The organism is Cellulomonas edaphi (assembly GCF_030362815.1).
In the GTDB taxonomy this organism is placed as follows: Bacteria; Actinomycetota; Actinomycetes; order Actinomycetales; family Cellulomonadaceae; genus Cellulomonas; species Cellulomonas edaphi.
The window spans coordinates 838,808-865,255 of sequence record NZ_JAUCGR010000001.1 but is presented as its reverse complement, the minus strand read 5'-3'; the positions used below and the strand labels follow the sequence as shown (position 1 = coordinate 865,255).

Genomic DNA, 26,448 nt, shown 5'->3' with positions numbered 1-26,448 from the left:
GGCCGGCCACCCGAAGGTGACCGGCCCGTCCGAACGGCCGAGCGGCTCAGCGCCGCCGGAGGTTCAGCTGCGGATCAGAAGCCGCCGCCGAAGTCCTCGCCGCCGCCACCGGCCGGAGCAGCAACCTTCTCCGGCTTGTCGGCCACGACGGCCTCGGTGGTGAGGAAGAGCGCGGCGATGGACGCCGCGTTCTGCAGCGCGGAGCGCGTGACCTTCACCGGGTCGTTGACGCCCGCGGCGAGCAGGTCCTCGTACGTGTTGGTCGCGGCGTTGAGGCCGTGACCCACGGGGAGGTTGCGCACCTTCTCCGCGACGACGCCACCCTCGAGGCCGGCGTTGATCGCGATCTGCTTGAGCGGGGCCTCGATCGCGAGCTTCACGATCGCAGCACCCGTCGCCTCGTCGCCCTCGAGCTTGAGGCCCTCGAACGCCGTCTTGCCGGCCTGGATCAGCGCGACGCCACCACCGGCGACGATGCCCTCCTCGACGGCCGCCTTCGCGTTGCGCACGGCGTCCTCGATGCGGTGCTTGCGCTCCTTGAGCTCGACCTCGGTGGCCGCGCCCGCCTTGATGACGGCCACGCCGCCGGCGAGCTTGGCGAGGCGCTCCTGGAGCTTCTCGCGGTCGTAGTCCGAGTCGGAGTTCTCGATCTCGGCACGGATCTGCGAGACGCGACCGGCGATCTGCTTGGCGTCGCCCGAGCCCTCGACGATCGTGGTCTCATCCTTGGTCACGACGACCTTGCGCGCCGTGCCGAGGACCTCGAGACCCACGGTGTCGAGCTTGAGGCCGACGGTCTCCGAGACGACCTGACCACCCGTGAGGATGGCGATGTCCTGGAGCATGGCCTTGCGGCGGTCGCCGAAGCCGGGCGCCTTGACGGCGGCCGACTTGAACAGCCCGCGGATCTTGTTGACGACGAGCGTGGCCAGGGCCTCGCCCTCGACGTCCTCGGCGACGATGAACAGCGGCTTGCCGGCCTGGATGACCTTCTCCAGGAGGGGCAGCAGGTCCTTGACGTTCGAGATCTTGCCCTCGACGAGCAGGACGTACGCGTCCTCCAGGACGGCCTCCTGGCGCTCGGGGTCGGTCACGAAGTACGCCGACAGGAAGCCCTTGTCGAAGCGCATGCCCTCGGTGAGCTCGAGCTCGAGGCCCAGCGCGCTGGACTCCTCGACGGTGATGACGCCTTCCTTGCCCACCTTGTCGAGGGCCTCGGCGATGAGCTCGCCGATCGCGGTGTCACCGGCGGAGATCGCGGCGGTCGCGGCGATCTGCTCCTTGGTCTCGACGTCCTTGGCCTGCGAGAGCAGGGCGCCCGTGACGGCCTCGACGGCGGCCTCGATGCCCTTCTTCAAGGCGATCGGGTTGGCGCCGGCCGCGACGTTGCGCAGACCCTCGCGCACGAGCGCCTGCGCCAGCACGGTGGCGGTGGTGGTGCCGTCGCCAGCGACGTCGTCCGTCTTCTTGGCGACCTCCTTGACGAGCTCGGCGCCGATCTTCTCGAAGGGGTCCTCGAGGTCGATCTCCTTGGCGATGGAGACACCGTCGTTGGTGATTGTGGGAGCGCCCCACTTCTTGTCCAGGACGACGTTGCGGCCCTTGGGGCCCAGGGTGACCTTGACGGTGTCGGCGAGGGTGTTGAGACCCCGCTCGATGCCGCGACGGGCCTCCTCGTTGAAGGCAATGATCTTGGCCATGGGGCTGTGATCCTTCACTGTGTGCGTGGGTGGGTCGCCGATGCCCGCGACGGAAAGACCGGCGACCGCGGTCATGTCCCGCGCGCGCCGAACCTCATCGGACGACCGAGGTGGTTCTGTCACTCTCAACCCGAGAGTGCTAAGTCAATGGTTAGCACTCGGCACCGGAGAGTGCAAGCAGGTTCGCTCTCGGCAGTGCGGCGCAGGCCCCGTGGAGCCGCCTCAGCCGTTGGGGTCGGAGACCAGCACGACGCTGACGCCGTCACCCGCGTCCGAGGCGGACAGCTCGAGCGCGTCGATGCCCAGGGTCTGGCCGACGAGCGCCGCGGTGGGCTCGAGGTCCTCGGACGCGTAGTAGATCGTCGATGCGGCGGGCTTCGTGCCCGAGAAGTTGGTGCTCGTCACCGAGGTGAAGCCGGCGGCCTCGAGCTCGCCCGCGGTGCTCTTGGCGAGACCGCTGATACCGGCGGCGTTGTACACGACCACGGGCGTGCCGAGCTCGGCGGTTGCGGTCGGCTCCTCGCTGGCGGGGGGCTCGCTCGTGGTCTCCGTCGACGGCTCCTGCGACTTCGGGGTCTCGCTCGTGCCCGGCGACCCCGACGTCGCCGGGGCGCTCGCCGACGAGCTCGGCTCGCCGCTCGCGTCGTCGTTCGTGCTGTTGTCGCGCGACGCCCACGTCACCAGCGCGTACGCGAGGGCGGGGACGAGCACGATGACGACGACGAACGGCCACCAGCGGCTCCACGCCGACCGGGGCGCCCGGTGCACGCCGCGCGGGACGTCAGGTCCCGCGGGTGCGTCGAACTCGTCATCGGCGTAGGGGTAGTCGGCCTTGCTCACGGCGGCAAGGCTAACGGCTGCGGGACCCGGCGGGGGTCAGTGCCAGGATCACGGCCCGGCGTGGCGACCGAATGCGGCTCGCCACGCTCGGATCAGGCGAGTGACGTGGTGCGGCTCACGCCGCGCGCGGGCCTCTCAGCCCTGCGAGTCAGCCTTGCCAGTCAGCCCTGCGCGCCCAGGCGCCGGGCCGTGCGGGCGCGCTGGCGCGAGGAGCGCATGCGGCGCAGGCGCTTGACCAGCATCGGGTCGTGCGCGAGCGCGGCCGGGTCGTCGATGAGGGCGTTGAGCACCTGGTAGTACCGGGTGGCCGACATGTCGAACAGCTCGCGGATGGCCTGCTCCTTGGCACCGGCGTACTTCCACCACTGCCGCTCGAAGGCCAGCACCTGCTCGTCCCGCTCGGACAGGCCGGAGGGCGCGCCGGCGGAGGGCAAGGACTCGAGCGTGATCGTCGCGGCGTCCATACGTCCTCCGTGATGTCCCGAGCCGGGGCTCGTCCGTGCGTGGTGCCGAGCGGCTCCCCGCTCGTCGTCGGACATCGTACGGCCGGAATGACACGCATGTCATTCGCCCCGGCGAGTCTGCCGCGACCCGCCGCGTGTCGGGCCGGGGCGGTCCGAAGTCGAGCCCGTGCTGACCGGTCACGCCCGGTAGCGTCGGGCCCGTGGAGACCCTCCCACTCGACCAGCTCGTCGCTCCGGACTGGGCTCGGGCGCTCGCCCCGGTCGAGCCCCAGGTGCACGCCGCGGGAGCCTTCCTGCGCGAGGAGCTGGCCGAAGGACGCACCTACCTCCCGGAAGGGCCGGCGGTGCTCCGCGCGTTCCAGCGCCCGATGGCGGGGGTGCGGGTGCTCGTCGTCGGTCAGGACCCCTACCCCACCCCCGGGCACGCGATGGGCCTGTCCTTCTCGGTGCGCCCCGACGTCCGCCCGGTGCCGCGCTCGCTGGCCAACATCTTCCGCGAGCTGGTCGACGACACCGGTGTGCCGATGCCCACCACGGGCGACCTCACGCCGTGGGCGGACCGTGGCGTCATGCTGCTCAACCGGGTGCTCACCGTCCGCCCCGGCGAAGCCGCGTCCCACCGCCGGTGCGGCTGGGAGGCCGTGACCGACCGGGCGATCGCGGCACTCGTCGAACGGGGCGGACCCCTGGTTGCCGTGCTCTGGGGCCGCGACGCGCAGTCCCTCAAGCCCGCTCTCGGTCCCGTGGCGACCGTGGAGAGCGCCCACCCCAGCCCGCTGTCCGCGAGCCGTGGCTTCTTCGGATCCCGACCGTTCTCGCGGGTCAACCAGCTGCTGGTCGCGCAGGGCGCCGAGCCGATCGACTGGTCCCTTCCGTGACCTGGAGCCGCCGCGCAGGAGTCCGCTGCCTCGTCCCGAGGACGCCGCTGCGCCTACCCCGGTGCAGAATGACGCGGTGAACACGCCGAACGACGCACCCCGCTGGAGCCGCTACGTCGCCATCGGCGACTCCTTCACGGAAGGCCTGTGGGACAGCCCCGACGGTGCCGACCAGGCGCAGCGCGGGTGGGCGGACGTGCTGGCCGCCACCCTGAGCGCGCGGCGGGTGGCCGCCGGGGAGACCCCGCTGGAGTACGCGAACCTCGCGATCCGCGGCAGGCGGCTCCGGCCGATCCTCGTGGACCAGGTGCCGCTGGCTCTCGAGATGAAGCCCGACCTGGTCTCGCTGATCGGCGGCGGCAACGACATCCTGCGGCCGACGGCCGACGTCGACCGCATGGCCCGCAACCTCGAGGCCGCGGTCGTCAGGCTCCGGGACGCGGGCATCGACGTGCTGCTCGGCACCGGCGTCGACGCCGCCGACAGCCCGTTGGTGAAGGCCACCCGCGCGCGCGTCGGGATCTTCAACGCCCACGTCTGGTCCATCGCCCGTCGTCACGGCGCGCACGTGCTCGACCAGTGGGGCATGCGCTCGCTGCGCGACTGGCGCATGTGGGCCGACGACCGCATCCACCTCACCACCGACGGCCACGCCCGGGTGGCGCAGGCGGCGCTCGTCGCCCTCGGCCTCACGCCTGACGTGCCGGACTGGGACGACCCGCTGGAGCCCCTGCCGCCACTGCCCCGCGGTGACCGCATGCGCGAGGACGCGCGATGGATGCGCGAGCACGTCTACCCCTGGGCGACGCGACGGCTGCGCGGCCGCTCGTCCGGCGACCTGCGCGTGCCGAAGCGACCGGAACTGCGTCCGGTGGAGTGAGCTAGCTGCACAGGCGCCCGGCGGCCCGCCGGTCCGAGAGCGTGATGTACACGTTGGGGGTCGCGCCGAGGTTCGACCCCTCCCGGCCCGTGATCTGCGGGAGCGCGTCGCACGCCGACGTGATCGTCGCGTTGTTGTTCACGCTCGTCACGCTGCTCGTCGACCAGTCCCACCAGGCCGGCTTCGAGGCGCTCGGGACGGTGAGGTCGAACGCGACGTACTGGTTGACGGCGATGCCCGGGGCCGAGAAGTCGGCCGTGAGACTCCCCTGCCCGGAGCCGGGCGATCCCCAGAACTGCGCGCTCACGCTGGTCACGGTGCAGGGCTTCGACGCGTCGAGCGAGCCCGAGGCGTTGCGCACGGTGCACGTGAGCGGGCCCTGCCAGGTGCCCGTGCTCGCGGTCGCGGTGACGTAGGCGGGATCAGTCCACGCGGCGCTCGTCGGGCCGACCCCGGCCAGGGCCGCGAGGACGCCGACGAGCGCGACGGCGAGCGCGGAGAGGCCGACCGCCCGACGTCGGCCCGCACGAGAGATCCTGCTCAATACACCGCCGCCGTGACCGGCTCCATGACCCACACCCTGCTGCGGTTCGCGGCCGTGCAGTCGCGCACCCGCGCGGTGGTGCCGGTGACGACGCTTCCCGACGGCACGTCGAGGCAGCGCGCGGCCCCGCCCGTGCCGTTGAGGCGCGAGCGGATCGTGACGGTCCCGGTCCCCGCCGTCTGGACGTACCACTTCTGGTTCGCCTGGGTGACGCTTCCCGCGGTCATCACGCACGTGCGGATCTGCAGCGCGATGTCCTGCCCCGTGCTGGAGCCCGGCACCTCGAGGCAGCGGGGGGTGGGGTTGTCCGTGGCGTTCCACTGACCGGCCGCCTGGTAGACCTTGAGCGACTCGTCCGCGTTCAGCGTCCAGATCTGGGCCGGCGTCGAGTTGCACGCGTAGATCTGCACGCCGAGCCCGTCGGTGTTCTCACGGTTGAGGACGTCGAGGCACAGCTGCGTGCCGGACAGCCGGATCTGGTACGCCCACGTGCCGGTCGCCGGTGCCGCGGTCGCGAAGGCCGGGTCGGTCCACGCCGCGCGCGTCGCCGACGACGACGCACCGAGCCCGATCACCCCGGCGACCGCGAGCGCCGCGCCGAGCGCGATCGCGGCGACGGCCCCGAGCCGTGCGCGCCTCACGACGTGGTCCCGGTGAACTGGAGGACCAGGGAGCCCGTCTTGTTCTGGCAGGTCAACGGCAGGTTCGGCACGGTCACGGTGACCGTCATCGTCGTGGTCGCCCCCACCGCGAGAGTGGTGGCGCCGAGCGCCGTGGTCGTGACCGTGAGCGCGCAGGGGGCGGTGAACAGGTCGCCGGTCTTGACCGGGGCGACGGCCGCCACGGTCAGCGGCACGCTTCCCGAGTTCTTCAGGTACACCGTCAGGGGGCCGCGCGTGGTGTTCGGCCGCAGGTCGGCCAGGCTGCTCGACAGGTCGACCGCGACGCCCGCGTCCGCGGTGTCGGCGTCCAGCCACGTCGTGCCGTTCGTGCTGGCCTGGAGGTCGACGCTCGCCCCGCTCGCTGAGGCCTGGAAGTAGGCCGAGTTGGTCCAGAGCGCGGACGTCGCGGCGGCGCCGATGCCGAACAGTGCGAAGGCCGCCAGCACCAGCTGGACCATGCGGCGCCGCGGGATCCGCCGCCTCACGGCTGGCCGTCCGCGTCGTCCTGCCGGCGGCGGCGGCCGACGAGCAGGAGCACCACCCCCACCACGCCGGAGGCCAGGGCGCCGAGCAGCAGCGGGGTCGTGCTGCCGCCGGTGAAGGCGAGCCCCGCGTCGGCCTCGCGCACGCGCAGGCGGCCCTCGAACTCCTGCGACGTGTTGGGGTCGATCTGCTTCACGGTGACGCCGACGCGCAGCTGGTACGTCCCGGCATCGAGCAGGTCGCCCGTCCGGAGCGCGGCCAGGTCGACGCAGTCCGCGCCGCTGGTCGGGCACAGGGTCGCGGTCCAGAGCAGGCCGCCCGACGCGACGGGGTCGACGACGATCGACGTGACCTCGGCCTGGTAGTCGAGCGACACCGGCCAGGACTTCTCCGCGTGGGCGCCCGCGTGCAGCTCCGTGAAGTCGACGTGCAGCGGCACGTCCTGCGGCAGCGCGTCGGACCCGCTGGCACCGAGCACGACGCAGCCCAGCGCGAGGGCGGCCGCGAGGGCGGCGCTCAGCGCGGGGAAGCGACGCGGGTTGGTGGTCACGACGGGACAGGCACGCTTTCGTTCTCGGCGGGCTCGGCCTCGAGCTCGGGGGTCTCACCGGGGTCGGCGGTCTGGTCGGGCTCGGCGGTCTGGTCGGGCTCGGCGGTCTGGTCGGGCTCGGCGGTCTGGTCGGCGTCGGCGCCATCGGCCTCGTCGCGGCCGTCGGGCGTCTCGTCGCGGCGGTCGCGGGACTCGCCCGGGAAGAGGGTCAGCGCCATGAGGGCCAGCAGCGTCACGCCCAGGGGGATGACGACGGACGGCTCCGTCAGGCGGGCGACGACGCGGCCGCCACCGGGGATCTGCAGGGCGGGCTGCCAGACGTCGCCCGTGACCTCGTAGACCTCGCCGTCGGGCGACTTGTTGGCGTCGCCCTTCATCGAGAACAGCCAGGTGCCGTCCTCGGCGCGGTCCTTCTTGATCACGCGGTGCGTGACGATGTTGCCCGTGACCTCGGAGTGCAACGAGGTCACCTGCCCCACGCGAACCTCGGACGGGTCGTGGGGACGGGCGATGAGGAGATCGCCGGTCATGATCCCGGGCTCCATCGAGCCCGAGATCACGACGAGGGGCTTGAGGTAGCCCATGCTCGTCCCGGCCCAGACGAGGATGCTCGCCAGACCGACCGCGGCGACCACCCAGAGCAGGGCGTTGCCGAAGAACCGTAGGACTCGCATCTCTACCTCCTGGGTCGGAGCCGCCCGGCCCGGTCAGACGCTGCTGACCGGGCGGGCGGCCTCGCGGTGCTCAGCGGATCACGGAGCGGCGACGGCGGGCGTCGCGGTGCCGGTGAAGGTGATGCGCACAGCCTGCGACTTGCCCTGGTTGGTGCTCGCCCAGGTGGTCGGCGTCGTGACGGTCACGGTGACCGTGGTCGCGGCCGAGTTGGCGGCCAGCGACGTCGGGGCCCCGGTGAACGCAACCGTCGGCGCGGTGGTGAAGTCGCTGGCACCGGCCGCGACCCACGCGCTCGTCGTCGCGATGTCGAGCGGCACCGAGCTCACGTTCTTGATCTTGAGCGTGAAGGTGCGCTTCTCGCCCTGCACGAGGTTCTGCAGCTGGGCGGCCGGGATCACGATGGACGACGCAGAGTCGTCCGCCGAGACGAACGCCGGCGTGGCGGCGAAGTTCTCGCCCTGGAGGTCGATCGTGGCACCCGTCGCGGTCGCGGAGAACCAGGCGTCGTTGGTCCAGTAGGCCGACGTCGCGGCGGCACCGATGCCGAGCAGCGCTGCGCCCGCGAGCGACAGCTTGATGATCGCGCCGCGCTTGCGCTTCTTGCGGTCGGTGTCCGTGGCGTCCGCGGGGCGCGGGGTGGTGGTGGTCATGGTGACTCCTGGTGGCGTGAGGATCGACTGGGCGAGCCCCCGGACGACCCTCCGAGAACCCGTTCACGGCCGCCCTGTCCCCCTCAGCAGCCGACCGCGAACGTAAATGTCATCGGAACGCACGAACGTGCTGGGCTGGGTGGCAGCACCCCCACCGCCCGAAACGCCGGTTTCTTTCATCCGCCTCGTATCGGCGCAGACCCCGACAAGTGCGGGCGAACGTTAGTGCCCCGTACGGGTGGTCGTCTCTCCGCCGAACGGGGGACCCTTGCGTACCGGTCGGTAGCAGGTCGCGTCAGCCACCGACGAGCGGGATCCGCGCCTCCAGGCGCGCCCCGCGGGTCTCCCCCGGCGTCAGCGCGAGCGTGCCGCCTACCATCTCGAGCCGGTCCCGCAGCCGGGCGGTCCCGGAGGCGATGCCCGCCGTGAGCGGGTCGTACAGCTCGCCGTCGTTCTGCACGGCGACGACGAGCGCGCCGTCGACGACGTCGAGGGTCACGGCCACCAGCGAGGCCGGCCCGTGCTTGAGGGCGTTCGTCACGCCCTCCTCGACGACGCGGACGGCCAGCAGCTTCTCCCCGACGGACACGTCACCGGCCACCGGGTCGTCGATCGCGCGGACGGCGTCGGAGGCGGTGAGCCTCGTCGCGATCGCCGCCGGGAGCCGTCCCAGCAGGGCGCGGACGGCGGGCACCAGGCCCAGCTCGAGCCGCTCGGGGTAGAGCAGCCGGCTCATCTGGCGCACGTCGATGTCGCGGGCGACCTCGAGCTCCTCCCGGACCCAGGCCAGGGCGGCGACGTCCTCGTCGGACAGGGTCGGCGCGTGCTCGATGACCTCGCGCAGCCGCGCGTCCACGAGCACGAGCTTGGCCTGCAGCGTGCCGTGCAGCCCTTCGGCGACCTCGCGCCGGACGCGGATCTCCTCCTGCTCGAGCGCCTCGACGGCGAGCTCGACGTGCACCGCGCGCCGCTCGGAGGCCCGGATGCGGCTGCGCGCGCGCCTCCGGGCCACCACCGTCCAGCTGCCCGCGCTCGCCGAGATCATCGCGGTGATGAACCCGCCCATGAGCTCGGCGTCACGCACGGACTGCGTGGGGTCGTCGTACACGCCGAGCACCGTCTGCGCCCACCACCGCAAGACCGAGCAGACCGCCGCGGCGACGGCGCTGCCCGCCAGGAGCAGCCAGAGCGAGCGCGCCCGGTACACCCGGAGCAGCGCCAGGACGCCCACGAGCGTGACCACGGCGACGAAGTTCGCGCCGATCCGGGACCAGATGGAGATCTCGGTCCACGCCGGGATCGCCTGCGTGTACACGTACGCCGACTGGAAGGACGCCCCGAGCGCGTACCCGGTGGAGACGATCGCCGTCGCGCGCAGCAGCACGGTCCGGTCGTTGCGGACGTCGTCCGCACGCTGGGCGGTCACGAGGGCCAGCTCGGTCACGGCCGTCCCTTCGTCGCCGTTCCGGCGCGCATCCCCGCGCGCCTCTGGGCGCAGACGATACTGGCCTGGATGAGCATCCCCAGCACTCGCCCTCTGCGCGTCGTCGTGGTCGAGGACCAGCCGCTGTTCCGCTCGATGCTGGAGCGGACCTTCGCCGGCACGCCCGGCATGCAGGTCGTCGCCGCACTCGGCACCTCGACCGAGGCCCTCCGCATGGTGCGGCCCGGTTTCGCCGACGTCGCCGTCCTCGACATCGACCTGCCGGACGGCAACGGCATCGCGCTGGGCGTGAGCCTGCGGCGCCGGCAGCCCACGCTCGGCATCCTGCTGCTCTCGGCGCACGACGCCATGGCGCTGCTGCTCGACCTGCCGTCGGACGTCGCCGCGGGCTGGGGCTACCTGTCCAAGACCTCCTCGACGAGCGAGGCCGTGCTGATCGGAGCGGTGCGCGCCGCGGCGGTCGGGGAGACCGTGCTCGACCCGGCACTCCTGGCCCGGATGACGCCGCGCGCCGGGTCGGACGTCGCACGGCTCACCGACCGCCAGTACGAGGTGCTCCGGCTCCTGGCGGCGGGCCTGTCGAACGCCGGCATCGGCGAGAAGCTCGGCATCACCGAGAAGTCGGTGCAGAACCACGTCAACGCGATGTACGCGACGCTGGGCATCGACGCCGACCCGCAGCGCAACCCCCGAGTGAGCGCCACGCTCCGCCTGCTCGAGGAGACCGGCCCAGCGCACTGAGCCTCGCTCAGCGCACCAGGTAGTAGTCGTTCGAGGTGTCGTCGAAGCCCACGAGGTTCTTGCCGGCCACCATCAGGCGGTCGACATGGGCCGGGTACGCGGCGCGGAACAGGCGTTCGCCCGAGCTGGGGTCGAACGCGACCAGGAAGTGGCTCCCCGGCTCCCCGCCGCTCTCGTAGGTCGCGACGACGCGCCTGCCGTCGGTGAGGACGCCGGTGGCCTGCTGATCCGGCTTCGCGTCGCTCGACCAGCGCACGTCGCCCGTGCGACCGTCCACAGCCATGAGCGCGCCGTCCACCACGGTGTACACGACCCCCCGCAGGACGACCGCCTCCGACCGGAACACCTGCGACCCGCCCTCGAGGCTCCATCGCGGTCGGCCGGTGGCCTCGTCCCAGGCACGGATCGTGTCGTCCTGAGTGAGCACGAGCCCGGGCACGCTCCCGTCGTCGACGGTCATGGGCACGAGTCCCCCGGTGAGCTGCCGGTCGCGCGCGGGAGCCGCGTCATCGCCGAGGAGGATGACGCTCGACCCGCCGTCCGTGCCCGACGTGGTGCACACGACGCCCACCGAGGGCTGCTCACCGCACGAGACGTAGGCGCTCGCCTGGTCGCCGCCGGCAAACCTGCGCACCTCGGTGCCATCTGGGCGCAGGAAGGTGACCTCTGTCTCGGACGCCTGCACGGCGAGCAGTCCTGCCGCACGCCCCACGGAGACGCCGCCCCACCCCGAGTCGCCCCGCGGAGGAGCCGTGCTCGGCCGGTACGACCACCGCTGCGCACCGGTCTCGATGTCGTACGCGGTGACAGCTCCCGGACCGCCGTCAGGCGGAAGCGCCCCGACCGCCACGAGATCACCCAGCACGGCGACGCTCGCCTGGTGCGGGACGGCCCACCGCGCCACGGCCGTCCCGTCCGCCGCGTCGAGGACAAGCACGTCCGACCGCCTCGCCGGCACCTCCGAGCTCATGACCGGGTCGTCAGGGGCCTGCACCCAGCCGCCGTCGCTCACGGCGCACACGACGAACCGCGCGGTCGACGCGCCCTCGGGCGGTGCCGTGTCGGGCTGGCACCAGGAGGTTGCCTGGGCGTCCGCGGCGGCGAGCGCCGGAGTCGGCCCCATCACGGTCGCGGTCCACGACCCGCCCGGACTGCCGGCCGACCAGGTCAGCGTCTGCGCGCCGTCCGCGTCGAGCACGGCGGGCCGTCCACCACCCAGCAGCGGCCCGAGCACGGCCTGCATGGTCGGGCTCGCCACCAGCTCGGCCCCGAGCGGGCCGACGACCCCCGGCAGGGACAGCAGCCGCGCGACGGCGGCCCCCTCCCGCCGGTCGACGACCCACTGCCCGGCCACCAGCGCGAGCACGACGGCGCCGACCGTTCCGCCGACCCACCAACTCGCGCGACGGCGCTTCGGCGACCGCGCCGCCTCGGCGGGCGCGTCCTCCAGCAGGACGTGCTGCATCTCGTGCCCCCGCGCCATGTCGGGAGACTAGACCCGCCGCGCGGCGAACGGGGGCGGTTCCGGCGCTACTCGCCGCGCAGGATCGACGCCATCTTCTTGCCGCGCGCGACCTCGTCCACCAGCTTGTCCATGTACCGGATCTTGCGCATCAGCGGGTCCTCGATCTCCTCGACCCGCACGCCGCAGATCACGCCGGTGATGAGCGACGCGTTCTCGTTCATGGCGGGCGCCTGCTCGAAGAAGGTCTCGAGGTCCACCTCGTCGGCGATCGCCTTCTCCAGGCCCGCCTCGTCGTAGCCGGTGAGCCAGGTGACCACCGTGTCGACGTCGGCGGGGTCGCGGTCCTTGCGCTCGACCTTCTTGACGTAGAGCGGGTAGATGCTGGCGAAGCTCATCCCGAAGATCCTGTGCCCGGCCATGCCGTCCTCCCCGAGGTCGTGCTCTGGAGCCCCCTATCGGATTCGAACCGATGACCCCCTGTTTACAAGACAGGTGCTCTGGCCAGCTGAGCTAAGGAGGCGGGTGTGACCAGCGTACCGAGGCCGGCCCCCGCACGTGGCGAGGGCCGGGCCCGTGGTCACTTCGCGGCGGCGGCCGCCTCGACGGCGGTCTTGAGCTCGCCGGGCGTCTGCCAGCTGCCCTCGTACGCCTTGTCGTCGATGAGGATCGTGGGCGTCGAGACCTTGCCGATCACGCTCTGCATGGTCGCGGTGTTCGAGGTGATCCACGGCGAGAACGTCCGCCACGTGCCGGACTTCTCCTCGTCGGAGCCGTTCACCTTGTAGGTGCCGTCGACCGTGTCCGTGAACGTGTCCGAGACGGCCGTGGGGACGCCGGCCTCGGTCGCGATGGCGGCGATGTCCGGGTCGGGCAGGCCGTCCGTGTTCTCGGCGGGCTGGTTCGAGTACAGCGCCGTGAGGAACGCGGTGAAGTGCTCGGGGTCCTTGTCGGCCACGATGGACGCGGCGTTCGCGGCCCGGGACGAGTAGTACGTGCCGTTCGACATCGAGTCCAGGAACTGCACCGGGAAGTACTTCACGGTGATGCCGTCCTCGGCCGCGAGCGCGTCCAGGTCGGCGCCGTTGACGGCGTCGAACTGCTGGCAGACCGGGCACTGCAGGTCGAAGTAGACGCTCAGCGTGGTGTCGCCGTCGCCGGCCGTGCCCACGCCCGCCTTGCTGACGGGGATGAACGCGCCGTCCGCGGTCGACGGCGCCTCGGGGTCGGTGGGGGGCACGACGTTGTCGGCGCCGCCGCCGTAGGCGACCTGTCCGTACTGGTCCGCCTTGTCGGCGTTGGACTTGAGGATGAAGGCGACGGCGGTGCCGAGCGCGAGGACGACGACGACGCCGAACGCGATCACGAGCAGGCGGGTGCGCTTGGCCTTGCGCTCCTGCTCGATGCGCATGAGGCGCGCCTTCTCGCGCGCCTCGTCTCGTCGCTGGTTCTTGCTGGGCCGCGGGTCGTTGGTGGGCATGGTGCTCCTTGTGGCAGTGAGGGGGTGGCGGGGGTCAGGCCGCCACGGGAGGCCCGCGCCGGGCGATGCCGCCCACCAGCACCCGCGCCACGGGCCGGGCCACGAGAGGGACCAGGACGAGCGGCCGGCGCTCGACGGCAACGGTCGGGCGGTCGCTGCGGGCGACGGACGGCAGCACCAGGCGGCCGACGAGCCGTGCGAGGCGCGCGACCGCCGCGACGGCGCCGAGGCCGCCGATCGCGAGGACGACGTACGCCGCGAGCACGGGCAGGGCCACGCTGAGCAGCACCAGGGCCGTCGGGCCGGCGCCGAGCGTCCCGTCGGGGCAGTCGGCGACCCGGCGCAGCACGGCGAGGCGCAGCCCTGCGGCACCGAGAGCGTCGGCCTGGACGCAGCCGTGCAGGAGCAGGCGCGTGGAGGCGGCCATGAGGCCGGCCACGACGAGGGCCGTCGTCGCCAGGGCCACCGCGAGCGCCGGGCGCGCGGCGGCGGCCACGGGGCGTCGTCGCGCGGTCATGGGCACAGGGTAGAGGCAGGAGGTGTGGAGCGGGTTCACGGGTAGGTGGGCGGGGTGAGCGGCGCCCACACGATCTCCACCTCGTTCATCACCAGCGCGACGAGCACCACGCACGCCACGAGGCACAGGCCCACGAGGATCGCGGCCCCCAGGCCTCCGGGCGCGACGATGGCGAGCACGCGCCGCGCGCCGGTCCGCGTCATGGCGGACAGCGGCCCGAACCACACCACCAGGACGCCGAGGAGCACGACCGAACCGGCGAGGATCGACGCCTGCGTCCCCTGCAGCTCCTGTCCCGAGGTCAGGTCCCCCAGCACCCACGTGCCCTCGTCGAACAGCCACCAGATGACCCCGACGACGATCACCATCACGCTCGCGCTCACCACGAGCGAGGGCACCAGGCCGGCGGCCGCGCGCACCAGGTGCCACGGGCCCGTGGCGACGGCACGCGCGGCGTCGCCCCGGCGCACGCCCGACCGCTCGCGGCGCGCGTGCATGGACTCGATCGTCGATCCGATGGTGCGGACGACGAGCAGCGCGACCCCCACCACGATGAGCACGATCACCGGGAACAGCGCGCCGGCCGCGCCCACCAAGGCGCCGAGCGCGAGCACGGATCCCCACCGCCGGCGGGCGGGAGGGCGCTCGTACCCCGACCCCTCGGGGGCCTCGCCCTCGGACGCGTCGAGGTCGTCCTCGATCCAGTCGACGCCGTCCGGCTGCTGCGGGCCGTCGGCGTCCTCGTCGTCCCAGCCGTCGTCGGCCGCCGGCTCCACAGGGAACGCGACCGTGCGGCCGTCCCGCGGCTCGGCGACGGGCGGTGCCGCGACCACCGTCGTCGCGCCTGCCATCGGGACGGCCGTGGCGACGCCCGCGTCGAGCACCACCGTGCCGTCCTCATCGGGCGGCAGGTCCCCCTCGGCCGCCACGGTCGTCAGCGCGGCGATGACGTCCTGCGGGTCCGTGCGCAGGGCCGGGTCCGGCTCGAGGGCACCGCGCAGGGTCGCGGCGGTCAGGGCACCGAGCCCGTCGACGTCCACCTCGCCGGTGCGGGCCCGCGCGAGCACGGCCTCGACGGGCCGCGCACCGAACGGCGGACGGCCCGTCGCCGCGAACGCGAGCACCGCCGCCCAGCCCCACAGGTCGCTCCCGGCGGACGGCTCGTCGCCGTCCAGCAGCTCGGGTGCCAGGTAGCCCGGGGTGCCGATCACCAGGCCAGCGGACGTCAGGGGCGCCGTGTCGTCGGCCGCCTGGGCGATCCCGAAGTCGATGAGCACCGGACCGTCGTCGGTGATCAGCACGTTGGACGGCTTGAGGTCGCGGTGCACGACGCCCGCGCCGTGCACCGCGGTGAGCGCGTCGAGCAGACCCGACGCAAGCTCCAGCAGGTCGCCGGCACCCAGCGGCCCGCGCTCCCGCACGTGGTCGGCCAGGTTCTCGCCGTCGACGAGCTCGGTGACGATGAACGCCTCGGTGGAGTCGGCCTCGGCGTCGAGGACGGCCGCCACCGCCGGGTGCCGCAGCCGCTGCAGCGCCGCCACCTCGCGGCGCAGGCGCTCGCGCCCCGCGGCGTCGGCGCCGACATGGGGGTGCAGCAGCTTGAGCGCCACCGACGTGCCGCCACCGTCCACAGCCCGGTAGACGGTGCCCATCCCGCCCGCGCCCAGCGGAGCGACGACGGTGTACCCGCCGATCTCCGACCCCGGTGTCAGACCGATCCGCTCCATGAGCGGCCACGCTATCCGCCCGGATCGCGAATGCACGCCACGATCGCGGGCGTGCCGCGACGGTGGCGACTAGGGTCGTGGACAGATCCCGAGGAGTTGATGCTGTGCCCTTCGCTGCGCCCGCCCGCGGCTATGACCTGGTGGTCGTCGCCAACCGCCTTCCCGTGGACGTGAGCGTCGAGGACGACGGCACCACGAGCTGGGTCCGCTCGCCCGGCGGGCTCGTCACGGCGCTCAACCCGGTGATGGCCCAGGCCGACGGCGCGTGGGTCGGATGGGGCGGCGCGCCCGACCTCGAGCTCGAGCCGTTCGCGGTGGACGGCACCGAGCTGATCCCCGTGACGCTCTCGGCCGAGGACATCGCGAAGTTCTACGAAGGCTTCTCCAACGACACGCTGTGGCCGCTGTACCACGACGTCATCGCCTCGCCCACGTTTCACCGCGCCTGGTGGGAGGCCTACCAGCGCGTCAACCGGCGCTTCGCCGAGGCCGCCGCAGCGCAGGCGGCGCAAGGCGCGACGGTGTGGGTGCACGACTACCAGCTGCAGCTGGTCCCCAAGCTGCTGCGCGAGCTCCGCCCCGACCTGCGCATCGGCTACTTCCACCACATCCCGTGGCCGCCGCTGGAGCTGTTCAGCCAGCTGCCGTGGCGCAAGCAGGTGGTGGAAGGGCTGCTCGGGGCCGACCTCATCGGCTTCCAGCGCGGGGGCGACGCCGCGAACTTCGTCCGCGTGGTGCGCCGGCTCACGGGCCTGACCACCCGCGGCCAGGTCATCACCCTGACCAAGCACGGGAAGGTCGAGCGGCACGTGCGGGCCGCCGCCTTCCCCATCTCGATCGACTCCGGCGCGTTCGACGAGCTCGCCCGCACACCGGAGGTGCAGGCGCGCGCCAAGCAGATCCGGGCCGAGCTGGGTGACCCCGAGGTGCTCCTGCTCGGCGTCGACCGGCTGGACTACACCAAGGGCATCCGGCATCGGATCAAGGCCTACGGCGAGCTGCTGCACGACGGCCGGCTGTCGACCGTCTCCACCACGCTGGTCCAGGTGGCGAGCCCCAGCCGCGAGAACGTCGACGCGTACGTCCAGCTGCGCGACGAGGTGGAGCAGCTGGTGGGCCGCATCAACGGCGACTACGGGCAGGTGGGGCACGCGCCCGTGCAGTACCTGCACCAGTCGTTCCCCATGGAGGAGATGGCCGCGCTGTACCTCGCGGCCGACGTGATGCTCGTGACGGCCCTGCGCGACGGCATGAACCTCGTGGCCAAGGAGTACGTGGCCGCCCGCTCCGACGACCGGGGCGCGCTCGTGCTCTCGGAGTTCACTGGCGCCGCCGACGAGCTGACCGGCGCGATCCTGGTCAACCCGCACGACATCGACGGGATGAAGGACGCGATCACCTACGCCGTCCACATCGACCCCCGCGAGTCGCGCAAGCGCATGCGCCGGCTCCGGCGCCGCGTGCTGGGTCACGACGTGAACGCGTGGTCGCAGGAGTTCCTCGCGGTGCTCACCGCGGTCCCGTCGCGCGAGGGTCGGGGGGGTCATGTCTGAGCACGTCTCTGATCTCGTCTCAGCGCTCGCCGCGACGCCGCGGCCCCTGCTCGTCGGGCTCGACTTCGACGGAACGCTCGCACCCCTGCAGGACGACCCGAGCGCGTCGCGGATCATCCCCGCGGGCGTCGAGGTCCTGGCGCGGGTCGCCGAGCTGCCCGACGTCTCGCTCGCGCTCGTGTCCGGCCGCGCGCTGCACGACCTGCACGCGATCGCCGAGGTGCCCGAAGGCACCTTCCTCATCGGCAGCCACGGCGCCGAGCGGGCGCGCGTGACCCGCTTCGGGCTCGACCGCGACGTCGTCCAGCTCGCCGACGAGGAGGCCGACCGGCTCGCCTCGCTCGGCGCACGCGCGGCGCAGATCGCCCGCGGCAAGGACGGCGTGTGGGTGGAGACCAAGCCGACGGCCGTCGTCGTGCACACGCGGCTCGCGCAGGACGAGGACGCCCGCGCGGCCGAGGAGGCCGCGCTCGCCCTCGGCGCCGAGCTGGGCTCCGGTGTGCTGCACGGCAAGGACGTCGTCGAGATCTCCGTGCTGCACGCCAGCAAGGGCGAGGCGCTGGCCGCCCTGCGCGACGAGCTGGGCGCCGCGGCGGTCGTCTACGCCGGCGACGACACCACCGACGAGCACGCGTTCGCGGTGCTCGGCGACGGGGACGTGGCCGTGAAGGTGGGGACGGGTGACACGGCCGCCGCCTACCGCGCGGACTCGCCCGAGGCCCTGGTCGAGGCGCTCGCCACGCTCGCCTGACGGCGGCTCGCAGAATCACCCCCTGGCGGCACGCGATCCCCCGGCCCCGGCCCGGCGCCTGCGCACGTCCGGGACTACCGTCGAGGCATGTCCGCACCGATGCGGTCGGTGGAGCTGGTGGAGGCCGACGAGCCTGAGGCGGCGACGCCCGAGCCCACCCGATCGTGGGCCCGGCGCCACGCGTGGTGGGGTGCTGCCGTCGCGGTTCTGCTGGCCGTGACGCTGGTGGCCCTGCAGGCCCGGGCGGACGCGGCCGAGCGGGCACACCTGCGTGCGCTGGCGCTGGTGCCCGAGGTGCTGCACCCGGTGGACGACGCGCTCGACGTCGCCTGGCGGCTCGACACGCGGCACGCCGGGGCCATCTGGAACGGACCGGCCGACGGCGTGCTGGTGTCCGGGGCGAGGGTGGGCGCCGCGTTCCACCTGCAGGGCACGGACGTGGAGACGGGTCGCGAGCGATGGAGCACCCCGGTGCGGCCCAGCCCGGGCCCCGCGGCGTGGACGTGGTGCCTGCCGCTGGGCGCGGGGTCCACGGCGACGTTCGTGTGCACCGCCGGCAGCAACTCGGGCCTGTGGGACGTGACCGCACCCGACCCGGTGCTCTGGGTGGTGCAGCCGGCGACCGGCCGGCTGCTCGGGCAGCACGAGGTGCCGGTCACGGCGCAGATCGCCGCGCTGGGCCGCCACCTGCTGCTGGTCCGCGCCCTCGACGAGAACCGGTGGCGGCTCGAGGCCGTGGACCCGGTGACCTGGGTACCGGTCTGGACGTTCACGACCGAGCCGGTGCCGGGCCTGACCACGCACCTGCTCAACCCTCCGCAGCTCGTCACCACCGCCGACGCCGTGGTGCTGTCGGTGCCCGGTCACGCGTGGTCGGTCGACCACGCAGGCCGGCTGCGTGCGGTGGTGCCGCTCAGCGGGGCCACGTGGTGGTCGGCCCTGCGCGCCGGCGTCGCGCTCGGCGTGACCCAGCCGTCGGACGATCGGTACGGGAGCGTGCTGCTGCTGCCCGGCGGCTCGCGCGTCGACGGCACGGACGGCGAGCTGCGGGTCTCGCCCGACGACGGCACGGCCCCGGACGTCTTCTTCACCACCGAGCACACCGACGGCGGCTCGCTCGTGGCGCGGTCGGCGGTCGACGGGGCCGTCCGCTGGCGCGCCGACGAGACGCCCACCGCGGCCCTGCTCGTCGACGGACGGCTCGTCGTCGCCACGGGTGACGCGGTCGTCGCGTTCGACGCCGAGACCGGCGAGGAGCGGTGGCGCCGCACGCTGGCCGGGCCCGCGACACAGATCTCGACCGACGGGCGCACGGTCGTGGTGGCGCACGAGTCGCCCACGGTCGACGCCCTCGCGCTGCACGACGGCACCCCCGCGTGGTCGACGGACGTCCGCACGGTCGTGGGGGACGACGTCGGCTCGGTCGGGTTCTACGGCTCCACCCGCTACCTGCTGGTGGCCATGGCGAGCGGGGCCATGGTGGCGCTGCGATGAGCCGCGCCTCCATGCACGACGTCGAGCTCGTCGAGCAGGACCGGGCCGACGAGCGGACCGCGGCACCGCCCAGGCTGCGGCGCTACCGCTGGTGGGCCGCCGCCCTCGTCGTCGTGCTGGCGGGCGGCGCCGTCGCGTGGCAGCACCGGAGCGACGAGCGTGCCGACGCGCGCGCGGCGCGGCTCGCCGCGGTCACCGGCGTGCTCGCCTCGCCCGCCGGGTCGCTCGAGCCGATGTGGACGCTGCACCATCCCGACGCGGCCGTCGCGTACGGGCGCGCCGCCGACGGCGTGCTGCTCGGCGGGTCGTCGGTGGACGGCGACGTCGAGCTGCACGGCGTCGACGCAGTCACGGGCACGGTGCTGTGGCGGACCCCCGTCACGGTGCCCGTCGACGAGACGCTCTGGGCGTGGTGCGACCCCGTGCACGACGCGGAGGGCCGCATGCTCGCGGTGTGCACCGCCGGGCCGGACGCGCCGGCGGCGGCCGTCGCGCTCTCGTCGCGCACCATCTGGACCGTCGAGCCGCGCACGGGCCGGATCCTCACGTCGTGGCACGTCCGCGGCGACACCACCCTGCTCGTCACGTCCGACCAGCTGGTGGTCGCGGAGACCACCGGCACGGGCACCTGGCAGGTGCGGTCCCTCGACCCGGCGTCCGGCGAGACGCGCTGGTCGTTCGCGCCCCCGGGCGCGCACGGGCGCGGCGGGCTGGTCCAGCCGCAGCTGATCGACGACGGCGGCGGCCGCGTGCTCGCCTCGGTCGGGAACCACGTGTGGGTGCTGAGCCGGTCCGGCGCGCCCGTCGTGGACCGTGAGACGCCCACCGACACGTGGTGGGTCGCGCTGCGCGCCGGCTCGTCGATCGGGCGCTCGTTCCCGCCGGGCCGCGAACCGGAGGGGCTCACGCTCCTGCCGGGCCGCACCACGGTGCCGCTCGCGGAGCAGCCGGTGTACGTGTTCCCGGACGACGGCAGCGCGCCCAACCTGATCTTCACGCTCGGTCCCCGCCTGGACCCGGAGCTGGTCGCGCGCTCGACCGCGACGGGGCGCGTGGTGTGGCGGTCGGCCGACAACGTCCTCACGTCGTTGCTGATCGACGGCATCCTCTACGTCGGCACCGTGCGCGAGATCGTCGCCCTCGACGCGACGTCGGGAGCGGTCCGGTGGCGCCGCGACGTCGGGCACGCCGTCGACCAGATGACGACCGACGGCGAGGACCTGCTCGTGGTCGCTCCCCCGACGACCGTCGCGACCTACGCGCTCGACGACGGCCGGCCCGGCTGGGCGGTCGACGTCCGCGACGCGCTGGGCCCCGCAGCCGGCCCGATCGCCTCCGTGGGGTTCGCCCCCGGCACGCGCACCGTCGTGGCGTGGAACCAGAACGGCTCCGTCACGGCTCTGGGCTGAGGCCGTCCGAGCCCGGGGCGCTGACCACGACCCGAGACGGGACTGTGACCTAGGTCATTGTCCGCGTGTGCGATCATGGACGCAGTCCGAGGGGGGCCCGACGGCCCGCCTCGTTCTGTGTCAGTGAAGACACTGCACACCTTTCACGACGGATCGTCCGGCACGTACCTGCCGGTGGAGGGATGGGTTTCACCATGGCCACTGTCACTTTCGACAAGGCGACCCGGGTCTACCCCGGGACCGAGCGCCCCGCAGTCGACGCGCTCAACCTGCACATCGAGGACGGCGAGTTCCTCGTCCTCGTCGGCCCCTCGGGCTGCGGCAAGTCGACCTCCCTGCGCATGCTCGCGGGCCTCGAGGACGTCAACGCGGGCCGCATCCTCATCGGCGACCGCGACGTCACGGACGTCCAGCCGAAGGACCGCGACATCGCGATGGTCTTCCAGAACTACGCGCTCTACCCCCACATGTCGGTCGCCGACAACATGGGCTTCGCGCTGAAGATCGCCGGCACGCCGAAGGCGGAGATCCGCCAGCGCGTCGAGGAGGCCGCCAAGATCCTCGACCTGACCCAGTACCTCGACCGCAAGCCCAAGGCCCTCTCGGGTGGCCAGCGCCAGCGCGTCGCGATGGGCCGCGCCATCGTGCGTCAGCCCCAGGTGTTCCTCATGGACGAGCCGCTGTCGAACCTCGACGCCAAGCTCCGCGTCCAGACGCGTACGCAGATCGCCTCGCTGCAGCGCCGCCTCGGCGTCACGACGGTCTACGTCACGCACGACCAGACCGAGGCGCTCACCATGGGCGACCGCATCGCGGTGCTCAAGGACGGCCTCCTGCAGCAGGTCGGCACGCCGCGCGAGATGTACGACACCCCGCAGAACGTGTTCGTCGCCGGCTTCATCGGCTCGCCGGCCATGAACATCGGCACGTTCCCTGTGCTCGACGGCCACGCCTCGCTCGGCCGGGCCCGCGTGCCGCTGGCCCGCGAGATCATCGCCAAGTTCACCGAGGAGGACCAGAACCACATCACGTTCGGGTTCCGCCCGGAGGCCCTGGACGTCGTCCCGGCGAACACGCCCAACGCGATCCCGGTGGTCGTCAACATCGTCGAGGAGCTCGGCTCCGACGCGTTCGTGTACGGCTCGCTGACCAACGAGTTCGGCCGCGCGGCGACCGTCCACTCCGGCGCCGGCGACGCGCAGATCATCGTGCGCGTCGACCCCCGCCAGGTCCCCGCCAAGGGCGAGACGATCGGCGTGACCATCCGCGCCGGCGAGTCGCACCTGTTCCACGCAGGCTCGGGCGAGCGCTTCTGATCGACCGCAGCACCTCCACGACGGCGGGTCCGGATGTCCGGGCCCGCCGTCGTGCTGCGCGGGCCGCCCGCGGCCCGGCTCGTGTCCGCGACGACGAGGTGGACGACGGCTGCGAGGATAAGCGCATGAGCCCCCACCCGCAGCAGCTGCAGATCACGGCCGCGCGGCCCGACCCCGCGCTGCTGGACCTGCCCTGGGACGTGCCGCTCGAGGAGTGGCCCGCCGAGACGCTGGCCGCGCTGCCCCGCGGCATCTCGCGGCACATCGTCCGGTTCGCACGCCTGTCCGGCCGCGTGGTGGCGATCAAGGAGATCGGCGAGACGGTCGCGTACCGCGAGTACGAGCTGCTGCGCCAGCTGGACCGCCTCGACGTGCCGTCGGTCGAGCCGGTGGGCGTCATCACGGGGCGTCGCAGCCCCGACGGGGAGCCGCTCGAGGCGGTGCTCATCACCAAGCACCTGCAGTTCTCGCTCCCCTACCGCGCGCTGTTCAGCCAGTCGCTGCGCCCGGACACGGCCACGCGCCTCATCGACGCGCTCGCCGTGCTGCTGGTGCGCCTGCACCTGGCCGGCTTCTACTGGGGCGACGTGTCGCTGTCCAACACCCTCTTCCGCCGCGACGCGGAGACGTTCGAGGCCTACCTCGTCGACGCCGAGACGGGCGACCTGCACGAGAAGCTGTCGGAGGGCCAGCGCGGCTACGACCTCGAGGTCGCGCGCGTGAACATCATCGGCGAGCTCATGGACCTGCAGGCCGGCGAGTTCCTCGAGGCCGACGTGGACGCCGTCGCCATCGGCAACGCGCTGGCCGAGCGGTACACGGACCTGTGGAGCGCGCTGACCGAGGTCGAGTCGTTCGGGTTCGGCGAGCGGTGGCGCGTGCAGGCCCGCATCGACCGGCTCAACGACCTCGGCTTCGACGTCGGCGAGCTCGACATCACCACCGACGTCGACGGCACCACCGTGCGGATCCAGCCCAAGGTCGTCGACGCCGGTCACCACTCCCGCCGGCTCATGCGGCTCACCGGGCTCGACGTCGGCGAGAACCAGGCACGCCGGCTGCTCAACGACCTCGACGAGTTCCGCGCCGCCACCGACCGCCAGGCGGAGGACGAGTCCTTCGTCGCGCACGACTGGCTCACGGGCGTGTTCGAGCCTGCCGTCCGCCGCGTGCCGCGGGAGCTGCGCGGCAAGCTCGAGCCGGCCCAGATCTTCCACGAGCTCCTCGACCACCGGTGGTACCTGTCCCAGCAGCAGGAGCGGGACGTGCCGATGAAGGAGGCGGCGAAGAGCTACGTGAAGAACATCCTGCCCAACCGCCCCGACGAGCAGTCGATCCTGGGTGTGCAGGCGGGCGACCTGCGCGAGACGGGCCAGGTGCCGGCGGTCGACGAGGACCAGATCATCGGCTGACGCCGGTCGACGTACTCCCCTGTCAGGGCGAGTTGGGCTCGTCGGCCGACGAGAGGCGCCCGACGCGCGCCTCGGCGCCGTGCTTGCGCGCCGCCGCCGCCGACCGCTCCGCCTGCTCGCGGGTCAGCGGCCCCGACGTGTACGTCCCCGACGACTCGGTGACGAACGTCATCGCCTCGAACCACGTCAGCCCCGTCGAGGCGAGCACCTGGATGGCGCGCAGCCGCCCCATGGCCGCGACGTCGCGGATCTCCACGCCCCACGAGGCGTCGGCCGGCGCCATGTCAGGCACGCTGCCGGCTGACCTCGTACAGGGCGATGCCTGCGGCCACGCCCGCGTTGAGCGACTCGACGGCCGAGGCGATCGGGATCGAGGCGATGGCGTCGCACTGCTCGCGCACCAGGCGCGACAGGCCCTTGCCCTCGGAGCCCACGACGAGCACCAGGGGGTCGGTGGCGTAGGGCAGGTCAGCGATCGCCACGTCGCCGCCGCCGTCCAGCCCGACGACGAACGCGCCGGCCTGCTTGTACGCCTGCAGCGTGCGGGTCAGGTTGGTCACGCGCGCCACGGGCACCCGCGCCGCGGCACCGGCCGAGACCTTCCAGGCCGACGCGGTGACGCCCGCGGCCCGTCGCTCGGGGACGAGCACGCCGTGCGCGCCGAACGCGCCCGCCGAGCGCAGGACCGCGCCCAGGTTGCGCGGGTCGGTCACGCCGTCGAGCGCGACGATCAGCGGGGCCTGGCCGAGGCTCTCGGCGACGTCGAGCAGGTCCTCGTCGTCGGCGTAGGCGTACGGCGGCACCTGGATGGCCACGCCCTGGTGCACCGAGCCGTCGGTGAGGCGGTCGAGCTCGGCACGGCTGACCTCGAGCAGGGGGTAGCCCTCGTTGCCCGCCACGGAGATGATCTCGCGCGTGCGGTCGTCGGCCTCGAGCCGAGAGGCCAGGTACACCGTCGAGACCGGGATGCCCGCCCGCAGCGCCTCGACCACCGAGTTGCGCCCTGAGACGATCTCGTGGGTGGACGACCCGCGGCCACCGCGGCTGCCCGCCGCGCTGCGCGAGCTGCCCGACGCCGGGCGCCCCGAGGTGGCGCTCTTCTCGGCCGAGACCGGCTTCTTGTACGCCTTGTGGTAGGTCCGGTCCTCCGCCTTGGGCGTCGGGCCCTTGCCCTCGAGCGACTTGCGCCCGTGACCGCCCGTACCGACCCTGGCGCCCTTCTTCGAGCCCGCCTTGCGGGTCGCGCCGCGGCGCTGGGAGTTGCCGGCCATGAGATGACTTCCTTCGTTCTGCGTGTGGGTCGTGCGTGGTCCGTCGAGCCGGACCGCAAGATCAGGGTGCTGCGAGCGACCAGCGCGCGCCGGTCGGTGAGTCCTCTACCACGATGCCGGCCGCCGCGAGGCGGTCCCGGATCGCGTCGGAGGTGGCGAAGTCGCGCGCGGCACGCGCGGCGGCGCGGGCCTCCAGCTCCGCTGCCACGACCGCCTCGAGCGCGGCCGCGTAGCGCTCGTCGGACCCCTTGGCCCGCCACTGCGCGCCGCCGGGGTCGAGCCCGAGCACGTCGAGCATGGCACGGAGCACGACCATCGCCGAACGCGCGCCGTCCAGGTCGCCCGCCGCGAGCGCCGAGTTCCCCGCCCGGAGGTGCTCGTGCACCACCGCGAGCGCGGCGGGCACGTTGAGGTCGTCGTCCATCGCGGCGACGAACTCACCGGGCAGCTCGACCTTGGCCACCTCGTCGTCGTCGGCCACGCCCACCTTCTCGGCCGCGCGCTCGACGAACCCGGCGAGCCGATCCCACGTCGCCTCTGCCTCGGTCAAGGTGTCGTCGGTCCACTCGAGCATCGAGCGGTACTGCACCGCGGTCATGGCGTAGCGCAGCACCGCCGGGCGCACGTGCGCCAGCACCGCCGTCACGAGCAGGCCGTTGCCGAGCGACTTGCTCATCTTGGCGCCGCCCTGCGTCACCCAGCCGTTGTGCAGCCAGTGCCGCGCGAAGCCGTAGCCCGCCGCGCGCGACTGCGCCTGCTCGTTCTCATGGTGGGGGAAGCGCAGGTCCAGCCCGCCGCCGTGGATGTCGAACTCCTCGCCCAGGTAGCGGTGGGCCATGGCGGAGCACTCGAGGTGCCAGCCCGGCCGGCCGCGCCCGTACGGGGTGTCCCACGAGGCGGTTGCCGGCTCGCCCGGCTTGGCCGCCTTCCAGAGCGCGAAGTCCCGCTCGTCGCGCTTGTCGCCGCCCGCGGGCGCGGCGTCGGGCGCGGGCACCATGTCCTCGACGCGCTGGTTGGTGAGCGCGCCGTACTGGTCGAACGACGCGACGTCGAAGTACACGTCACCGGAGTCGAGCGCGTAGGCGTGCCCCCGCTCGACGAGCCGCTCCATGAGCTCGACCATGTCGGGGATGTGGCCCGTCGCGCGGGGCTCGTAGGACGGGGGCAGCACCCCGAGCGCGTCGTAGGCCGCCGTGAACGCACGCTCGTTGATCGCGGCCCAGGCCCACCACGGCTCGCCCGCGTCGGCGGCCTTGGCCAGGATCTTGTCGTCGATGTCTGTCACGTTGCGGACGAGCGTCACGCGGTGCCCCGTGCGGCGCAGCCAGCGCACCAGGACGTCGAACGCGACACCCGAGCGCAGGTGGCCGATGTGCGGTGGCGCCTGCACCGTCGCACCGCACAGGTAGATGCCGACCTCGCCCGCGGTGAGCGGGACGAAGTCGCTCACCTGGCGGGTGGCGGAGTTGAACAGGCGCAGGGTCACCGGGCAAGGCTACCGGCCGCGCTGGTCAGCGACCGTGCAGCGGCCTGCCGTGCCGGGCG

At 73.2% G+C, this 26,448-nt stretch carries 27 protein-coding genes and 1 tRNA gene; 9 read left to right on the top strand and 19 right to left on the bottom strand.

Annotated features, from left to right (window positions below; translation table 11 throughout):
- Positions 1–74 precede the first annotated feature (74 nt).
- From groL to QRT05_RS04085, 3 genes are all read right to left on the bottom strand, one after another.
- Entirely contained in the window at positions 75–1,700 is a 1,626-nt protein-coding gene (groL, locus tag QRT05_RS04095) for a chaperonin GroEL (RefSeq protein WP_289445515.1), read from the bottom strand.
- Positions 1,701–1,922: 222 nt separating this feature from the next.
- Complete coding sequence (locus tag QRT05_RS04090; protein ID WP_289445513.1) at positions 1,923–2,540, bottom strand: LytR C-terminal domain-containing protein; 618 nt, start codon at positions 2,538–2,540, stop codon at positions 1,923–1,925.
- Positions 2,541–2,701: 161 nt separating this feature from the next.
- A complete protein-coding gene (locus tag QRT05_RS04085) occupies positions 2,702–3,004 on the bottom strand; it encodes a DUF3263 domain-containing protein (RefSeq protein ID WP_289445512.1) in 303 nt (100 codons plus the stop codon).
- A gap of 200 nt (positions 3,005–3,204) precedes the next feature.
- Here QRT05_RS04085 and QRT05_RS04080 point away from each other — a divergent pair, with 200 nt between their 5' ends.
- Both QRT05_RS04080 and QRT05_RS04075 read left to right on the top strand, forming a co-directional pair.
- Complete coding sequence (locus tag QRT05_RS04080) at positions 3,205–3,882, top strand: uracil-DNA glycosylase (RefSeq protein ID WP_289445510.1); 678 nt, start codon at positions 3,205–3,207, stop codon at positions 3,880–3,882.
- A 76-nt stretch (positions 3,883–3,958) separates the two neighbouring features.
- Positions 3,959–4,762, top strand: a complete 804-nt coding sequence (locus QRT05_RS04075; RefSeq protein ID WP_289445508.1) for an SGNH/GDSL hydrolase family protein — start codon at positions 3,959–3,961, stop codon at positions 4,760–4,762.
- 1 nt (position 4,763) lies between these two features.
- Here the strand turns inward: QRT05_RS04075 and QRT05_RS04070 are convergent, their stop codons facing one another.
- The 7 genes from QRT05_RS04070 to QRT05_RS04040 form a co-directional block, all read right to left on the bottom strand.
- On the bottom strand, positions 4,764–5,306 hold the full coding sequence (locus tag QRT05_RS04070) for a hypothetical protein (RefSeq protein ID WP_289445506.1): 543 nt from the start codon (positions 5,304–5,306) through the stop codon (positions 4,764–4,766).
- A complete protein-coding gene (locus tag QRT05_RS04065; RefSeq protein ID WP_289445504.1) occupies positions 5,303–5,947 on the bottom strand; it encodes an RICIN domain-containing protein in 645 nt (214 codons plus the stop codon). Before QRT05_RS04065 ends, QRT05_RS04070 begins: the two co-directional genes overlap by 4 nt.
- Complete coding sequence (locus tag QRT05_RS04060) at positions 5,944–6,453, bottom strand: hypothetical protein (protein WP_289445502.1); 510 nt, start codon at positions 6,451–6,453, stop codon at positions 5,944–5,946. Before QRT05_RS04060 ends, QRT05_RS04065 begins: the two co-directional genes overlap by 4 nt.
- A complete protein-coding gene (locus QRT05_RS04055) occupies positions 6,450–7,001 on the bottom strand; it encodes a hypothetical protein (protein ID WP_289445500.1) in 552 nt (183 codons plus the stop codon). Before QRT05_RS04055 ends, QRT05_RS04060 begins: the two co-directional genes overlap by 4 nt.
- Entirely contained in the window at positions 6,998–7,675 is a 678-nt protein-coding gene (locus tag QRT05_RS04050) for a signal peptidase I (protein WP_289445498.1), read from the bottom strand. Before QRT05_RS04050 ends, QRT05_RS04055 begins: the two co-directional genes overlap by 4 nt.
- A 78-nt stretch (positions 7,676–7,753) precedes the next feature.
- Positions 7,754–8,326 (bottom strand): hypothetical protein, encoded by a 573-nt coding sequence (locus QRT05_RS04045; RefSeq protein ID WP_289445497.1) that lies wholly within the window; start codon positions 8,324–8,326, stop codon positions 7,754–7,756.
- Positions 8,327–8,621: 295 nt separating this feature from the next.
- Complete coding sequence (locus QRT05_RS04040; RefSeq protein ID WP_289445495.1) at positions 8,622–9,770, bottom strand: sensor histidine kinase; 1,149 nt, start codon at positions 9,768–9,770, stop codon at positions 8,622–8,624.
- Positions 9,771–9,839: 69 nt separating this feature from the next.
- Between QRT05_RS04040 and QRT05_RS04035 the strand changes: the two genes are divergently transcribed.
- Positions 9,840–10,511: a response regulator transcription factor gene (locus tag QRT05_RS04035; protein WP_289445493.1), complete on the top strand. Its 672-nt coding sequence runs from the start codon at positions 9,840–9,842 to the stop codon at positions 10,509–10,511.
- Positions 10,512–10,518: 7 nt separating this feature from the next.
- Here QRT05_RS04035 and QRT05_RS04030 read toward each other — a convergent pair whose 3' ends face one another.
- The 6 genes from QRT05_RS04030 to QRT05_RS04005 all read right to left on the bottom strand — a co-directional run bounded on the left by QRT05_RS04030 (position 10,519) and on the right by QRT05_RS04005 (position 15,697).
- Positions 10,519–11,994, bottom strand: coding sequence for an outer membrane protein assembly factor BamB family protein (locus QRT05_RS04030; RefSeq protein ID WP_289445490.1), 1,476 nt, complete (start codon positions 11,992–11,994; stop codon positions 10,519–10,521).
- Positions 11,995–12,041: 47 nt separating this feature from the next.
- Positions 12,042–12,395 (bottom strand): DUF2200 domain-containing protein, encoded by a 354-nt coding sequence (locus QRT05_RS04025; protein WP_289445488.1) that lies wholly within the window; start codon positions 12,393–12,395, stop codon positions 12,042–12,044.
- A gap of 24 nt (positions 12,396–12,419) precedes the next feature.
- A tRNA-Thr gene (locus QRT05_RS04020) sits at positions 12,420–12,496 on the bottom strand.
- A gap of 57 nt (positions 12,497–12,553) precedes the next feature.
- A complete protein-coding gene (locus tag QRT05_RS04015; RefSeq protein ID WP_289445486.1) occupies positions 12,554–13,453 on the bottom strand; it encodes a DsbA family protein in 900 nt (299 codons plus the stop codon).
- A gap of 34 nt (positions 13,454–13,487) precedes the next feature.
- Complete coding sequence (locus QRT05_RS04010) at positions 13,488–13,970, bottom strand: hypothetical protein (RefSeq protein WP_289445484.1); 483 nt, start codon at positions 13,968–13,970, stop codon at positions 13,488–13,490.
- A 35-nt stretch (positions 13,971–14,005) separates the two neighbouring features.
- On the bottom strand, positions 14,006–15,697 hold the full coding sequence (locus QRT05_RS04005) for a serine/threonine-protein kinase (protein ID WP_289445482.1): 1,692 nt from the start codon (positions 15,695–15,697) through the stop codon (positions 14,006–14,008).
- A 104-nt stretch (positions 15,698–15,801) separates the two neighbouring features.
- Between QRT05_RS04005 and QRT05_RS04000 the strand changes: the two genes are divergently transcribed.
- The 6 genes from QRT05_RS04000 to QRT05_RS03975 all read left to right on the top strand — a co-directional run bounded on the left by QRT05_RS04000 (position 15,802) and on the right by QRT05_RS03975 (position 23,632).
- Positions 15,802–17,250, top strand: a complete 1,449-nt coding sequence (locus QRT05_RS04000) for an alpha,alpha-trehalose-phosphate synthase (UDP-forming) (RefSeq protein WP_289445481.1) — start codon at positions 15,802–15,804, stop codon at positions 17,248–17,250.
- A complete protein-coding gene (gene otsB / locus QRT05_RS03995; protein ID WP_289445479.1) occupies positions 17,243–18,001 on the top strand; it encodes a trehalose-phosphatase in 759 nt (252 codons plus the stop codon). Before QRT05_RS04000 ends, otsB begins: the two co-directional genes overlap by 8 nt.
- Before the next feature lie 87 nt (positions 18,002–18,088).
- Positions 18,089–19,495: an outer membrane protein assembly factor BamB family protein gene (locus tag QRT05_RS03990; protein WP_289445476.1), complete on the top strand. Its 1,407-nt coding sequence runs from the start codon at positions 18,089–18,091 to the stop codon at positions 19,493–19,495.
- Complete coding sequence (locus tag QRT05_RS03985; RefSeq protein WP_289445474.1) at positions 19,492–20,904, top strand: outer membrane protein assembly factor BamB family protein; 1,413 nt, start codon at positions 19,492–19,494, stop codon at positions 20,902–20,904. Before QRT05_RS03990 ends, QRT05_RS03985 begins: the two co-directional genes overlap by 4 nt.
- A 194-nt stretch (positions 20,905–21,098) precedes the next feature.
- On the top strand, positions 21,099–22,220 hold the full coding sequence (locus QRT05_RS03980) for an ABC transporter ATP-binding protein (RefSeq protein ID WP_289445472.1): 1,122 nt from the start codon (positions 21,099–21,101) through the stop codon (positions 22,218–22,220).
- A gap of 125 nt (positions 22,221–22,345) precedes the next feature.
- Complete coding sequence (locus QRT05_RS03975) at positions 22,346–23,632, top strand: DUF4032 domain-containing protein (protein WP_289445470.1); 1,287 nt, start codon at positions 22,346–22,348, stop codon at positions 23,630–23,632.
- A gap of 22 nt (positions 23,633–23,654) precedes the next feature.
- Here QRT05_RS03975 and QRT05_RS03970 read toward each other — a convergent pair whose 3' ends face one another.
- The 3 genes from QRT05_RS03970 to cysS all read right to left on the bottom strand — a co-directional run bounded on the left by QRT05_RS03970 (position 23,655) and on the right by cysS (position 26,389).
- On the bottom strand, positions 23,655–23,915 hold the full coding sequence (locus QRT05_RS03970; RefSeq protein ID WP_289445468.1) for a hypothetical protein: 261 nt from the start codon (positions 23,913–23,915) through the stop codon (positions 23,655–23,657).
- A gap of 1 nt (position 23,916) precedes the next feature.
- Positions 23,917–24,903: a 23S rRNA (guanosine(2251)-2'-O)-methyltransferase RlmB gene (rlmB, locus tag QRT05_RS03965; protein WP_289445466.1), complete on the bottom strand. Its 987-nt coding sequence runs from the start codon at positions 24,901–24,903 to the stop codon at positions 23,917–23,919.
- Positions 24,904–24,964: 61 nt separating this feature from the next.
- Positions 24,965–26,389 carry a cysteine--tRNA ligase gene (gene cysS, locus QRT05_RS03960; protein WP_289445464.1) on the bottom strand — a complete coding sequence of 475 codons (1,425 nt, stop codon included), beginning with the start codon at positions 26,387–26,389 and terminating at the stop codon, positions 24,965–24,967.
- Positions 26,390–26,448 lie beyond the last annotated feature (59 nt).